The organism is Streptomyces sp. NPDC098781, from assembly GCF_044759995.1.
In the GTDB taxonomy this organism is placed as follows: domain Bacteria; phylum Actinomycetota; class Actinomycetes; order Streptomycetales; family Streptomycetaceae; genus Streptomyces.
Genome location: NZ_JBIWAK010000002.1, coordinates 392,704 through 406,243 on the forward strand (window position 1 = coordinate 392,704; position 13,540 = coordinate 406,243).

The window sequence follows — 13,540 nt, forward strand, 5'->3', positions numbered from 1 at the left end:
TCAGTGGCCGCGCTCGGCCCCACCGTTGACCTGGATGATCTGGGAGGTGATGTGCCCGGCGCCGTGGGACGCCAGCCAGTGCAGGGTCGCGGCCACGTCCCCCGGCGTGCCGGCCCGCCCGGTCGAGGTCTCCGCCACGCGCCGGGTCCGCCGTTCGTCGTCCATGCCGTCGCCGAAGAACTCGGTGTCCTCGACATAGCCGGGCGCGACCACGTTCACGGTGATCCCGCGCGGCCCCAGCTGCCGGGCCAGATCATGGGCGTACGGATGCAGCGCGGCCTTGGACGCCGCGTACGCCACGTTGCCGGACCCCCGGAAGGCGGCGATGGAGCCGAGGAACAGCACTCGCCCGCCGGGGTCGGCGAGCCGGTCCTTCAGGGCCTCGGTGAGCAGGGCCGCGGTCAGGGTGTTGAGGCCGAAGTTGAGGGTCCAGTTGTGCAGGACGTGGTCGAGGGGCTCGTCGCTGTCCACGTTGGGCTCCAGGTGGCCGGAGCCGCCCGCGCTGTGGATCAGCACGTCCACGGTGCCGAGCTCCGACGCCACGAACCGCTCGACCCCCCGCGCCCCGCGCGGCCTGCTGAGGTCCGCGGCGTAGGCGAGGGCGCCCGGCACGCCGGCCTCCTCGAGCACCTCGGCACGTCTGCCGAGCAGCAGCACGCGGTCCCCGTCGGCCGCGAACAGCCGGGCCGCCGCGAGGCCGATTCCGGTACCGCCTCCACTGATGACAACATTGCGAGCCATGATCAGATCGTACGGAGGGACAGCCACCGGCGGCGAGGTCACCGTAGGCTGCGCACGTCCAAATGCCGCAGCACCCGGTCCACCACCTCCGGGTCTGCCCCCGGTTCGCTGCGCGCCGCCAGCACCTCGTGCCGCGCCGCGCTGAGCATCTCGCCCTGGATCCGCCGCACCCGCTTCAGCCGCCGCACCCGCTGCTGATGCGCCTCCCGGCGCTCGTCCTCGCCCATCTCCGGGCTGATCCGCACCCCGATCTCGAACGCCCGCCGCAGCATCTGCTCGGACAGTTCCTCGGGCAGGTCCTCAACGGCCTCGATCTCCCGCAGCCTCCGCTTCGCCGCCTTCGCGGCGCGGACCGCCAGCTGTTTCTCGAACTCCTTCTCCCGCTCGCTGTCCGCGCGCACCCCGAGCCGTTTCACCAGCCAGGGCAGGGTCAGCCCCTGGAGCAGCAGGGTCGCCATGATCACGCCGAACGCGATGAACACGATCTCGTTCCGGTCCGGAAAGGGGGCGCCCGAGTCGGTCTCCAGCGGGATGGCCAGCGCCAGCGCCACCGAGGCGACGCCGCGCATCCCCGACCACCACATCACGACGGTCTCCCGCCAGCTCATCGGGATCTCCTCGTCGTAGTCCCGCCGCGCGTGCAGCCGTTTGGTGAGCCAGGTGGCCGGCAGCAGCCACAGCAGTCGCACCAGTACGACGACACCGACCACCGCGGCCGCCCAGCCGAGCATCTCCTGCCAGCGCCCGGACGCCGTGCGCACCGCGATGTGCAGTTCGAGCCCGATCAGCCCGAACGCGACGCCGGTGACCAGCGTGTCGACGATGTCCCAGAAGGCGTGCCCGGCGAGCCGCGTCAGCACGTCGTCGGCATCGGTGGCGTACTCGGCCAGGAACAGGGCGGTGACCAGCACGGCGAGGACCCCGGAGCCGTGCAGTTCCTCGGCCAGCACATACGAGGCGTACGGCACGAGCAGCGAGAGGCCGATCTGGAGGGTGGCGTCCCCGAGCAGATCCATGAGCTTGTTGGCGCCCCACCCCAGGGCGAGCCCGACGGCCAGCGCCACCACTGCGGAGAGCACCAGGTCGAGTCCGGCCTCCCACGCGGTGAAGCTGCCGCTCACGGCGGCGGCGATGGCCACGTGGTACAGCACGATGGCCGTCACGTCGTTGAAGAGGCCCTCGCCCTCCAGGATGGAGACCAGACGCCGGGGCAGCCCGAGCTGCCCGGCGACGGCGGTCGCGGCCACCGGGTCGGGCGGCGCGACGAGCGCGCCGAGCGCCACGGCGGCGGCCAGCGGCAGCCCCGGCACGATCGCGTGGGCGACCGCGGCCACGGAGAACGTGGTGACGAACACCAGGGCCACGGCCAGCAGGAAGATGGGCCGCACATTCGCCGCGAACTGCCGCCACGAGGTCCGTCGCACGGCGGCGTACAGCAGCGGTGGCAACAGCAGCGGGAGGATCAGGTCCGGCGGCACGTCCACGTTCGGCACGAAGTCGAGCAGTGCCAGGACGATCCCGAGCAGGGTCATCAGCACCGGTGCCGGCAACCCGAACCGGTCCCCCACCGGGACACTCACCACAGCGCCGAGCAACAGCACGAACAACAGGGCCAACTGATCCACGGTCAGCGCTCCGGTGACATCGGCATCCACAAGGCAGGCCCCAAGCCTGCCACGCCGCCTCTCTCACCAGCGGCTACGGGCCCCTCGGCTACAGAGCGCGCCGCATCGCCCGGTGCGGTATCCCCGCGTCGGGGAACTCCGGCCCGTACGCCACGTATCCCAGCCGCTCGTAGAACCCGAGGGCATGCGTCTGTGCGTGCAGGTCGACGGCCGCGAGGCCACGCGCGCGTGCGGCCTCCTCGATCGCCCGCACCAGGGCCGCCCCGACGCCGAGCCCGCGCGCCGCCTGGTTCACCGCGAGCCGGCCCAGCGACCCGACCGACGGATCGCCGTCGACCTTGGCCGCGGCCGCCTCGCCGTGCAGCAACCGTCCGGTCCCGAGCGGCACGCCGTCCTCCCGGATCGCCAGCACATGCACGGCTTCGGCGTCGTAGGCGTCGTACTCGATCTCCTGCGGGACGCCCTGCTCGACCACGAAGACCTCCTTGCGCACCGCGAAGCACGCCTCCCGGTCGGCGGGGTCGTCGGCCTCGCGTACGACGTAGGACGGTGAGGTCATGCCCAAGTCTCCTCGCGCACCTGGTCCAGGGCCTGCTGGAGGTCGGCCGGGTAGTCGCTCTCGAACTCGACCCACGCCCCGTCCCCCGGGTGCTCGAAGCCGAGCCGCACCGCGTGCAGCCACTGGCGGGTCAGCCCGAGCCGCTTGGCGAGCGTCGGGTCGGCGCCGTAGGTGAGGTCGCCGACACAGGGGTGGCGGTGGGCGGCCATGTGGACGCGGATCTGGTGGGTGCGTCCAGTCTCCAGCTTCACGTCGAGCAGCGAGGCCGCACGGAACGCCTCGATGAGGTCGTAGTGCGTGATCGACGGCTTGCCGTCGGCCGTGACCGCCCACTTGTAGTCGTGGTTGGGGTGGCGGCCGATGGGCGCGTCGATGGTGCCGCTGGTCGGATCGGGGTGCCCCTGGACGAGCGTGTGGTACCGCTTGTCGACCGTGCGCTCCTTGAACTGGCGTTTGAGCGAGGTGTACGCGTACTCGGACTTGGCGACGACCATCAGGCCCGAGGTGCCCACGTCGAGCCGGTGCACGATGCCCTGGCGCTCGGCGGCCCCGGACGTGGAGATCCGGTACCCGGCCGCGGCGAGCCCGCCGATGACCGTCGGCCCCGACCAGCCGGGGCTCGGGTGCGCGGCGACGCCGACCGGCTTGACGATCACGACGATGTCATCGTCGTCGTGCACGATGTCCATGCCCTCGACCGGCTCGGCCACGACCTGCACCGGCGCGGGCGCGCCCGGCATCTCGACCTCGAGCCAGGCCCCGCCGTGCACCCGCTCGGACTTCCCGACCACCGAGCCGTCGACCGTGACCTTCCCCGCCGCGGCGAGCTCCGCGGCCTTGGTACGGGAGAAGCCGAACATGCGGGAGATGGCGGCGTCGACGCGCTCGCCCTCCAGTCCGTCGGGCACGGGCAGGGTTCGGATCTCGGGAATCGTGCTCACCCGTCGAGTATGCCGGACGGGTGAGACAGTCCCGACCGCGCGCTCAGTCCTTGTGGACGGTCCCGTCCGGGTCGAGCCCCCTGAACGACAGCAGCACGATCAGGATGCCGCCGCACACGATCGCCGAGTCCGCGAGGTTGAACACGGCGAAGTGCTTGGGCGCGATGAAGTCCACGACCGCGCCCTCGAAGACGCCCGGCGAGCGGAAGATCCGGTCGGTGAGATTGCCGAGCGCCCCACCGAGCAGCAATCCGAGCGCGATGGCCCAGGGCAGGCTGTACAGCTTGCGTGCCAGCCGGGCGATCACCACGATCACGGCCGCCGCGATCACCGTGAAAATCACGGTGAAGGCCTCGCCGAAGCCGAAGGCGGCGCCCGCGTTGCGGATCGCCTCGAACTTCAGCCAGTCCCCGATGATCTCGATCGGCGGGTGGTGCTCCAGCTTGGCGACCACGATCATCTTGCTGACCAGGTCGAGGGCGTACGCGAACGCGGCGACCCCGAACAGCACCGCGATCCGGCGCTTGCCCCTGGGCCGCTCGGCCGGAGCATCCGTCGCGGCGTCACCGTCGGCCGACTCGCCCGACGCCGTCTGCCCGGCGTCGCCGGCGGCCTTGGCGTCCGCGTCGGACTGCTCCGGCTCGGCTCCCGCCGGCTCTGGGGTATCCGGCGTACCGATGATGCGCTCCGCCTCTGCCACGTGAGTCCCTCGACCTAGGTACCTGACTGAGGACGAGAGTACGGCACGTCCCGCGGCCCCCGGGTACCGGTCAGCCGCTGTTCCGGTCAGTACCGCCGTTCCTGCTTCTGCTTGCACTCCACACACAGGGTCGCGCGCGGAAATGCCTGCATACGGGCCTTTCCGATCGGGTTGCCGCAGTTCTCGCACAGGCCGTAGGTGCCCGCGTCGAGCCGCTCCAGGGCCCGCTCGGTCTGGGTGAGCATCTCCTGGGCGTTGGCGGCGAGAGCCAGCTCGTGCTCGCGCGTGATGTTCTTGGCGCCGGTGTCGGCCTGGTCGTCGCCCGCGCCGTCCCCGGAGTCCCGCATCAGGCCGACCAGGGACTGCTCCGAGGACGTGATCTCGTCCCGGAGCCGCATCACCTCGGCCATCAGCTCGGCCCGTGCCTCCTCGACCTCCTCCGGCGTCCAGGGGTCCTCACCGGGGCGCACCGCGAGCTCGCCGGGCTCCACCGCCGCGGCGACGCGTGCCTTCGGAACAGCGGTCTTGGCCGCCGTGGCCGTGCCAGGAGTCTTCTTCGCAACCACCGTCGTGGCTCCCGTCTGCTCCGCGGCCTGCGCCGCGCCCACCTTCTTGGCCCTGCTCCCGGCGACCGCACCGGCCCCGGCCGCCCCGTGCGCGCCCTCGCTCTTCCCGGCGGCGCTCTTCTTGGCGGTGCTCTTCTTCACCGCGCTCTTCTTGGCGGTGCCCTTCTTGGCGGTGCCCGGCTCGGCGGCGCCGTCCTTGGCCGGCCCGGCGGCCTTCTCCGACCGGGCCGCCTTGCCCCCGGCAGCGCTCCCGGCACTCTTGGAAGCGGCGGCCTTCTTGGCAGCGCCCTTCTCGGCGCCCCCCTTCTTGGCCGCGGTCTCCTTGGCCGCGATCTCCTTGGGAACGGTCTCCTTGGGAACGGTCTTCGACACGGCGGCCTTCCTCCCGGCCCCCTCGATCGCCTCCGCCTTCGCGGCGACGGCCTTCTTCCCGGCCGCCTGTGTCCCCTCCCCCTTCGTGGCCTCCCCCTTCTTCACGGCCTTCTTCACGGGCTTCTTCCCGGCCGTGCCGGAGCCCTCGGCGGCAGCCCGAACCGTCTTCACAGGCTTCCCGCCCCCCGCCTGGCCGGTCGCCGCCTGCGCGGCCTTCTTCCCACCCGCATCCTTGGCCGCACCGCCGGAGGCACTGGTGGACCTGCTCGACGCCGACTGCTGTACGGCGGTCTTCTTCGCCACCATGCCGCGGCCCCTTCACATATTGTGATCTTGCACGCGAATCGTGCTGGGACGATAAATCGACTTGAGTCCCGCGGCAACGGGGCACACCGCCCGATTCGCCCGCCTCGCGCATGTCGCGCGGCCGACCTGCATGCGTTGTGCCCAGCTCCCCGCCGGGTATGCAGCCGAGCCGGACGTCCCAGAATCCGAACACGCGTACCGCACCATTCGGGTCACCGCGGACCGAAGCCTCCCCCCGCCCCCACACCCCGGAAATCCGGTCGGCCGCTGTCCGTGCGGCGCCGTACACTGGGCGGAGCGAAAAGCGTGGATGGGGACGAGTAGCGGCGTACGCAGCCCAGAGCGACCCGGGGACGGTGGAAGCCCGGGGGCGAGCGCGACGTGAAGATCACCCCGGAGCCGCCGGAAGAAAGCCTCCCGAGGCCAGTAGAACCGGCATCGCGACCCCAATGAGGGGGCTCGCCGACGCACACCCCGCGTCGGAGGGCCAAGGAGGGTGGTACCGCGGGAGCGCGCCGCAACCGGCGTAGGGAATGACTCGGCTCTCGTCCCTCCGGACGGAAGGCAGCAAGTCCGCCGGAGGAAGCTCGCTGATGACAACGCCGACGTACCGCCAGGTGCCCGCCCAGGTCGACCTGCCCGCGCTCGAGCACGCGGTGCTCGAATTCTGGCGCGAGCAGAAGATCTTCACCAAGAGCCTGGAGCAGTCCGAGGGCCGCCCCGAGTGGGTGTTCTACGAGGGCCCGCCCACCGCCAACGGCATGCCCGGCGCCCACCACATCGAGGCCCGCGTCTTCAAGGACGTCTTCCCCCGCTTCCGCACCATGCGGGGCTACCACGTGGCCCGCAAGGCCGGCTGGGACTGCCACGGCCTCCCGGTGGAGCTGGCGGTGGAGAAGGAGCTCGGCTTCTCCGGCAAGAAGGACATCGAGGCGTTCGGCATCGCCGAGTTCAACGCCAAGTGCCGTGAGTCCGTGCTGCGCCACACCGACGCCTTCTCCGACCTGACGACCCGCATGGGCTACTGGGTCGACCTCGACGAGGCGTACGTGACCATGGAGCCCGAGTACATCGAGTCGGTCTGGTGGTCGCTGAAGGAGATCTTCAACAAGGGCCTGCTCGTCCAGGACCACCGCGTCGCCCCCTGGTGCCCGCGCTGCGGCACCGGCCTGTCCGACCACGAGCTGGCGCAGGGCTACGAGACGGTCGTCGACCCCTCGGTGTACGTCCGCTTCCCGCTCACCTCCGGCCCGCTCGCCGGCGAGGCCGCGCTCCTGGTGTGGACGACCACGCCCTGGACGCTCGTCTCGAACACGGCCGTGGCCGCGCACCCCGAGGTCACCTACGTCGTCGCCACCGACGGCGAGGAGAAGCTCGTCGTCGCCGAACCGCTGGTCGCCAAGGCGCTCGGCGAGGGCTGGGAGACCACCGGCCAGACCTTCACCGGCGCCGAGATGGAGCGCTGGACGTATCAGCGCCCCTTCGAGCTGGTCGAGTTCCCGGAGACCGACGGCGGCACCCACTACGTGGTCAACGCCGAGTACGTCACGACCGAGGACGGCACGGGCCTGGTCCACCAGTCCCCCGCCTTCGGTGAGGACGACCTCAAGGTCTGCCGCGCGTACGGCCTGCCCGTGGTGAACCCGGTCCGCCCCGACGGCACCTTCGAGGACGACGTCCCCCTGGTCGGCGGCGTCTTCTTCAAGAAGGCGGACGAAAAGCTCACCGAGGACCTCCAGCAGCGTGGTCTGCTCTTCCGGCACATCCCGTACGAGCACAGCTACCCGCACTGCTGGCGCTGCCACACCGCGCTGCTGTACTACGCGCAGCCGTCCTGGTACATCCGCACCACCGAGGTCAAGGACCGCCTCCTCCAGGAGAACGAGAACACCAACTGGTTCCCGGAGACGGTCAAGCACGGCCGGTACGGCGACTGGCTGAACAACAACATCGACTGGGCGCTGTCCCGCAACCGCTACTGGGGCACCCCGCTGCCGATCTGGCGCTGCGAGGACGACCACCTCACGGTCGTCGGCTCGCGCGCGGAGCTCACCGAGCTGACCGGCACCGACCAGTCGGACCTGGACCCGCACCGCCCGTTCATCGACGACGTCACCTTCGCCTGCCCGCAGTGCGCGAAGACGGCCACGCGGGTGCCGGAGGTGATCGACGCCTGGTACGACTCGGGCTCGATGCCGTTCGCGCAGTGGGGCTACCCGTACAAGAACAAGGAGCTGTTCGAGGCCCGCTACCCGGCGCAGTTCATCTGCGAGGCCATCGACCAGACCCGCGGCTGGTTCTACACGCTGATGGCGATCGGCACGCTGGTCTTCGACAAGTCGTCGTACGAGAACGTGGTCTGCCTCGGCCACATCCTCGCCGAGGACGGCCGCAAGATGTCCAAGCACCTGGGCAACATCCTCCAGCCGATCCCGTTGATGGACCAGCACGGCGCGGACGCGGTCCGCTGGTTCATGGCGGCCGGCGGCTCGCCCTGGGCGGCCCGCCGCGTGGGCCACGGCACGATCCAGGAGGTCGTCCGCAAGACCCTCCTGACGTACTGGAACACGGTCGCCTTCCAGGCCCTGTACGCCCGTACGTCGAACTGGGCGCCCTCCGCGGCCGACCCGGCCCCCGCCGACCGCCCGGTCCTGGACCGCTGGCTGCTGTCCGAACTGCACGCGCTCACCGACCAGGTGACGCAGGCCCTGGACACGTACGACACCCAGCGCGCCGGCAAGCTGCTCTCGGCGTTCGTCGACGACCTGTCCAACTGGTACGTCCGCCGCTCGCGCCGCCGCTTCTGGCAGGGCGACAAGGCGGCGCTGCGCACCCTGCACGAGGTCGTCGAGACGGTCACCAAGCTGATGGCCCCGCTGACCCCGTTCATCACCGAGCGGGTGTGGCAGGACCTGATCGTCCCGGTGACCCCCGGTGCCCCGGAGTCGGTCCACCTCTCCTCCTGGCCGGAGGCGGACCTGTCGGCGATCGACCCGGAGCTGTCGAAGCAGATGGTCCTGGTCCGCCGGCTGGTCGAGCTCGGCCGTGCCACGCGCGCGGAGTCGGGCGTCAAGACCCGCCAGCCGCTGTCCCGTGCCCTGATCGCCGCCGGCGGCTTCGCAGCCCTCGACCCCGAGCTGCACACCCAGATCACCGAGGAGCTGAACGTCGAGTCCCTCGCGTCGCTGTCCACGGTCGGCGGCAGCCTGGTGGACACCACCGCCAAGGCCAACTTCCGCGCCCTGGGCAAGCGGTTCGGCAAGCGCGTCCAGGACGTGGCGAAGGCGGTCGCGAACGCGGACGCGGCGGCGCTCTCCCTGGCTCTGCGCGAGGGCACGGCGTCGGTGGAGGTCGGCGGCGAGACGGTCACGCTGGCGCCCGACGAGGTGATCATCACGGAGACCCCGCGCGAGGGCTGGTCCGTGGCCTCGGACTCCGGCGCGACGGTCGCGCTGGATCTGGAGATCACGGAGGAGCTCCGCCGGGCGGGCCTCGCCCGTGACGCGATCCGTCTGATCCAGGAGGCCCGCAAGAACAGCGGCCTGGACGTGGCCGACCGGATCGCCCTGCGCTGGACGGCGACGGACCCGGCGACGATCGCGGCGCTGACCGAGCACCGTGGACTCATCTCCGACGAGGTCCTCGCCACGGACTTCGCCCAGGGCGAGGCGGACGACAGCTACGGCTCCCCGTTCACGGACGAGGGCCTGAGCCTGACGTTCCGCCTGCGCAAGCAGTAGCCGGCCCCCGGCCGAACGACCGAAGGCCCGGAACCACCAAAGAATCTTGGTGGTTCCGGGCCTTCGGCGTTGTGTACGTCGGACACCACACCCAACCCCGAACAAAGACCGCAAACCCCGTGAACACGCGTAGCAAAAGGGCGGGGCCCCGGATCAAATCCGGGGCCCCGCCCTGAACGCTGCCGACGCCTGAGGCGTACTACCAACCGTCAGTTGTCGTCCTCGTCGATGAGGAACCCGCGCATCGGCGACGGGGCCTGACCCATGGGGCCGGGACCCTGCGGCCGGACCGGAGCCATCGGCTGGGTCATCGCCGGGGACATCTGCTGCTGACCGCCGTAGGACGGAGCAGCCGGGGACGGGGCGCCGCCCATCGTCTGGTTGCCGCCGTAGGACGGGGCACTCGCGCCGGCCGGTGCCATGGAGGGCGCCGGGGACGGCGGGAGGGACGCGGTGGCCGGGGTGCGCGGCGGGGCGAGCGAGTCGTCCGCCTGGGTCTCCAGCTGACGCAGCTGGGACTCCAGGTAGGACTTCAGCCGCGTGCGGTACTCGCGCTCGAAGCCGCGCAGGTCCTCGACCTTGCGCTCCAGCGTGGCGCGGGCGGACTCAAGGGAGCCCATCGCGACGCGGTGCTTCTCCTGCGCGTCCCGCTCCAGGGCGTCGGCCTTGGCACGGGCGTCACGCTCGAGACCCTCGGCACGCGAACGCGCCTCGCCGACGATCTTGTTGGCCTCGGAACGGGCCTCCGCGATCGCCTGGTCGGCGGTCTGCTGGGCGAGCGACAGAACGCGCGCGGCGCTGTCGCCACCGGGGCCGCCCTGACCGGGACCGCCCATCGGGCCACCCATAGGACCGCCCATCGGGCCGCCCATCTGCTGCATGGGGGGCTGGCCCATCGGCCCCGGACCCTGGCCCATCGGACCGGGACCCTGCGGGCCACCCTGACCGCCGGGACCGGCGGGCAGCTGCGGGGCGCCGCTCGGCAGCTGGGGCGGACCACCCATGGGGCCACCCATCTGCTGCTGCGGCGGGCCCGATATCCCGGCGGGGACGGGAGCCCCGGGACCACGCATGCCCTGCTGCGGCATGCCACCCTGCTGCGGCATTCCGCCCTGCTGCATTCCGCCCTGCTGCTGGTCCTGCGGACCGCCGGGCCCCTCCGGAGGCTTGCGCATGTTCTGCTGGTTCTGGGCAGCAGCACGCGTGGCCGCGGCCAGCTTGGCGCGCAGGTCCTCGTTCTCGCGGAGCAGGCGCGTCAGTTCGGCTTCGACCTCATCGAGGAAGGCATCGACCTCGTCCTCGTCATAGCCTTCTCGGAGGCGGACGGTCGTGAACTGCTTGTTCCGCACGTCCTCGGGGGTCAACGGCATCTCTTCACCTCAACGTAGTCGTCGGCAGTCGGCAAGACCGTATCTGTCACATCGTTCACATCGCGCCCCGTACCAACGTGATCAGGATGTAGACGACGATCAGCAGTACGAAGAAGGACAGGTCGAGCGCCACGCCCCCGAGACGCAGCGGCGGGATGAACCGCCGCAGAAGCTTCAACGGTGGATCAGTGACAGTGTAGGTGGCCTCCAGAACGACCACCATCGCCTTGCCGGGTTGCCATGAGCGGGCGAACTGGAAGACGTAGTCCATGACCAACCGGAAGATGAGCACGATGAGGAACACCATCAGCGCGATGTAAAGAACCTGCAAGACCACGCTCATGACTGGTGCTTCCCTCTCCCCTGTTCCGTGCTGTTCTTCCGGTGGTGCGTCTCAGCTCTGGTTGAAGAACCCGCCCTCTGCGATGCGGGCCTTGTCCTCCGCCGTGACATCGACGTTAGCAGGAGACAACAGGAACACCTTCTGGGTCACCCGCTCGATGCTGCCGTGAAGACCAAACACCAAACCGGCCGCAAAGTCGACAAGTCGCTTCGCGTCTGTGTCATCCATCTCAGTCAGATTCATGATCACCGGGGTGCCTTCACGGAAGTGTTCCCCGATAGTACGGGCCTCGTTGTAGGTCCGCGGGTGAAGTGTGGTGATCCGGTACGGCTCTCGTTCCGACACGACCTTGGGCATGATCACCGGTGCGTTCTTCTCCAGGCTTGCGCGTTCTTGTGTGATGGATGCCACGGGCGCGATACGCGCCGGACGACTCGATTCAGCGGCTAGCGAAGCCGCTCGGGCCACCGGTTCACGCGGTGCGGGCGGCTGAACGATTCGCACCTCTTCGTCCCTTTGGGACTGATGTGCGCTGTGTGACTGATGCGACGGCTCGTGCCGTCGGTGGTCCCGCTCGGGCTCCGGGTCCAGTTCGGGCTCGAAGTCGTCATCGGGGTCGAACCCCCGGCCGTCGTACCCATCGTCCTCCACGAGGCCGAGGTAGACCGCCATCTTGCGCATCGCGCCGGCCATGCTCTGAGTCCTCCGCTCTGTGGTGGATCGGCGACTGCCAAGTGCCTGCGATCCACACGGTCGTTACGCCCGCCTTTCGGCGACATTGACCATATTTTCTGCTGTGGTCCGACTTCTTGGCGACGTTACCGGAGCCTGGGGCGGACTCCGAGTACCGCAGTGCCGACGCGCACATGTGTCGCACCCGCCGCCACCGCCTCTTCGAGATCCGCACTCATTCCTGCCGACACCATGTTCGCAGCCGGATGGGCTCTGCGCAGGTCGGTCGACAAATCCATCAACCGCTCGAACGCCGCCTGTTGGCGACCCGCGTACTCACCGGTGAGCGGGGCGACGGTCATGAGTCCGTCGAGCCGCAGCCCCGGTGCCGACGCGACGACGTCGGCCAAGTCCGCGATGCCGCCGGGCGCCACACCACCCCTCTCGCCCCTCTCGCTCGCCCCCGCGTCCAGGGCCACCTGGATGAGACAGCCCACCTCACGCTCCTGCCGTACGGCCTCCTTCGACAGGGCCGTCACCAGCTTGGAACGATCGACGGACTGCACGAGGTCCGCGTAACCGACCACGGATCGCACCTTGTTGGTCTGCAACTGGCCGACGAAGTGCCAGGCGAGGGGCAGGTCCGAGCAGGCGGCGGCCTTGGGTGCCGCGTCCTGGTCGCGGTTCTCCGCGACATGGCGCACCCCGAGCTCGGAGAGGATCCGCACATCGCTCGCCGGGTAGGTCTTGGTGACGACGATGAGAGTCACCTCCTCGCGCTTGCGCCCGGCGGCGACGCACGCGGCGGTGATTCGTTCCTCCACCTTCGCCAGATTTGTGGCGAGTTCGCCCTTGCGGTCCGTCATGTCTCTCAGTCCAACCAGACATATCCCGCGAGTCGCCCCGTGGTGCGCTCGCGGCGATAGGAGAAGTGGTCACCCGACTCCAGGGTGCACACGGGCGACTGCGCACGGTCACGCAATCCGAGGCGCGCGAGCTGCGCGTGCACCCCGGCGGTCACGTCCACCGCGGGCGTGCCCCAACTCGTCTCGGCGTACGCCGTGGGCTCGACGGCGGCCACCTCGGCGCGCATCGCCTCGGGCACCTCGTAGCACCGGCCGCAGACGGCCGGGCCGGTACGGGCGACGATCCGGGCCGGGTCGGCGCCGAGTTCGGTCATCGCGCGTAGCGCGGCCGGGACGACCCCGGCGATCATGCCGGGCCGCCCCGCGTGGGCCGCCGCGACGATCCCGGCGACCGGGTCGGCCAGCAGCACCGGCACGCAGTCGGCCGTGAGGACCGCGAGGGCCAGACCCCGCCGCGTCGTGACGATCGCGTCGACGTCGGGCACCGGACGATCGCGCCAGGGGCCGTCGACCACCACGACATCGCTGCCGTGCACCTGGTTCATCCAGACGACGTCACCCGGAGCGAGTCCGAGCGACTTGGCGGCGAGCTCGCGGTTGGTCCGTACCGTCCCGGGGTCGTCGCCGACCGCGCCACCGAGGTTGAGCTCCTCATACGGAGCGGCGCTCACCCCGCCCCACCTGTCGGTGAAGGCGAAGTGCGCGCCGCTCACGGTGTCACGCTGTGCTATCACGTCTG

The 13,540-nt window shown here is 70.4% G+C and carries 12 protein-coding genes; 1 reads left to right on the forward strand and 11 read right to left on the reverse strand.

Features of this window, described 5'->3' with window-relative positions; translation table 11 throughout:
* The 6 genes from ACIQWG_RS07865 to ACIQWG_RS07890 form a co-directional block, all read right to left on the reverse strand.
* Positions 1-741 carry an SDR family NAD(P)-dependent oxidoreductase gene (locus ACIQWG_RS07865; protein ID WP_404091770.1) on the reverse strand — a complete coding sequence of 247 codons (741 nt, stop codon included), beginning with the start codon at positions 739-741 and terminating at the stop codon, positions 1-3.
* A gap of 38 nt (positions 742-779) precedes the next feature.
* Entirely contained in the window at positions 780-2,366 is a 1,587-nt protein-coding gene (locus ACIQWG_RS07870) for a Na+/H+ antiporter (protein WP_404091773.1), read from the reverse strand.
* An 88-nt stretch (positions 2,367-2,454) separates the two neighbouring features.
* Positions 2,455-2,925: a GNAT family N-acetyltransferase gene (locus tag ACIQWG_RS07875; protein WP_404091776.1), complete on the reverse strand. Its 471-nt coding sequence runs from the start codon at positions 2,923-2,925 to the stop codon at positions 2,455-2,457.
* Positions 2,922-3,866: an RluA family pseudouridine synthase gene (locus ACIQWG_RS07880; protein WP_404091779.1), complete on the reverse strand. Its 945-nt coding sequence runs from the start codon at positions 3,864-3,866 to the stop codon at positions 2,922-2,924. The genes ACIQWG_RS07875 and ACIQWG_RS07880 overlap by 4 nt, the downstream gene beginning before the upstream one ends.
* 43 nt (positions 3,867-3,909) lie before the next feature.
* Entirely contained in the window at positions 3,910-4,566 is a 657-nt protein-coding gene (lspA, locus tag ACIQWG_RS07885; protein WP_404091782.1) for a signal peptidase II, read from the reverse strand.
* 86 nt (positions 4,567-4,652) lie between these two features.
* Positions 4,653-5,810 carry a TraR/DksA C4-type zinc finger protein gene (locus ACIQWG_RS07890; protein ID WP_404091784.1) on the reverse strand — a complete coding sequence of 386 codons (1,158 nt, stop codon included), beginning with the start codon at positions 5,808-5,810 and terminating at the stop codon, positions 4,653-4,655.
* Positions 5,811-6,403: 593 nt separating this feature from the next.
* Here ACIQWG_RS07890 and ileS point away from each other — a divergent pair.
* Entirely contained in the window at positions 6,404-9,550 is a 3,147-nt protein-coding gene (gene ileS, locus ACIQWG_RS07895; protein WP_404091786.1) for an isoleucine--tRNA ligase, read from the forward strand.
* A gap of 209 nt (positions 9,551-9,759) precedes the next feature.
* Here the strand turns inward: ileS and ACIQWG_RS07900 are convergent, their stop codons facing one another.
* The 5 genes from ACIQWG_RS07900 to pgeF all read right to left on the reverse strand — a co-directional run bounded on the left by ACIQWG_RS07900 (position 9,760) and on the right by pgeF (position 13,535).
* Positions 9,760-10,920 carry a DivIVA domain-containing protein gene (locus ACIQWG_RS07900; RefSeq protein ID WP_404091789.1) on the reverse strand — a complete coding sequence of 387 codons (1,161 nt, stop codon included), beginning with the start codon at positions 10,918-10,920 and terminating at the stop codon, positions 9,760-9,762.
* Between the two features lie 55 nt (positions 10,921-10,975).
* Entirely contained in the window at positions 10,976-11,263 is a 288-nt protein-coding gene (locus tag ACIQWG_RS07905; RefSeq protein WP_404091792.1) for a YggT family protein, read from the reverse strand.
* A gap of 51 nt (positions 11,264-11,314) precedes the next feature.
* Positions 11,315-11,956, reverse strand: coding sequence for a cell division protein SepF (locus tag ACIQWG_RS07910; protein WP_404091795.1), 642 nt, complete (start codon positions 11,954-11,956; stop codon positions 11,315-11,317).
* Between the two features lie 125 nt (positions 11,957-12,081).
* The gene (locus ACIQWG_RS07915) at positions 12,082-12,801 is read right to left on the reverse strand and encodes a YggS family pyridoxal phosphate-dependent enzyme (protein ID WP_404091797.1); all 720 of its coding nucleotides are present in this window, start codon (positions 12,799-12,801) and stop codon (positions 12,082-12,084) included.
* Between the two features lie 5 nt (positions 12,802-12,806).
* Positions 12,807-13,535: a peptidoglycan editing factor PgeF gene (gene pgeF, locus ACIQWG_RS07920; protein ID WP_404091800.1), complete on the reverse strand. Its 729-nt coding sequence runs from the start codon at positions 13,533-13,535 to the stop codon at positions 12,807-12,809.
* Between the last annotated feature and the right edge of the window lie 5 nt (positions 13,536-13,540).

Bases quoted from the DNA above. Each gene is read 5' to 3' on its own strand.
- ACIQWG_RS07865 (WP_404091770.1), bottom strand. From the start codon at position 741: ATGGCTCGCAATGTTGTCATCAGTGGAGGCGGTACCGGAATCGGCCTC.
- ACIQWG_RS07905 (WP_404091792.1), bottom strand. From the start codon at position 11,263: ATGAGCGTGGTCTTGCAGGTTCTTTACATCGCGCTGATGGTGTTCCTC.
- ACIQWG_RS07875 (WP_404091776.1), bottom strand. From the start codon at position 2,925: ATGACCTCACCGTCCTACGTCGTACGCGAGGCCGACGACCCCGCCGAC.
- ileS (WP_404091786.1), top strand. From the start codon at position 6,404: ATGACAACGCCGACGTACCGCCAGGTGCCCGCCCAGGTCGACCTGCCC.
- ACIQWG_RS07900 (WP_404091789.1), bottom strand. From the start codon at position 10,920: ATGCCGTTGACCCCCGAGGACGTGCGGAACAAGCAGTTCACGACCGTC.
- ACIQWG_RS07915 (WP_404091797.1), bottom strand. From the start codon at position 12,801: ATGACGGACCGCAAGGGCGAACTCGCCACAAATCTGGCGAAGGTGGAG.
- ACIQWG_RS07890 (WP_404091784.1), bottom strand. From the start codon at position 5,810: ATGGTGGCGAAGAAGACCGCCGTACAGCAGTCGGCGTCGAGCAGGTCC.
- ACIQWG_RS07910 (WP_404091795.1), bottom strand. From the start codon at position 11,956: ATGGCCGGCGCGATGCGCAAGATGGCGGTCTACCTCGGCCTCGTGGAG.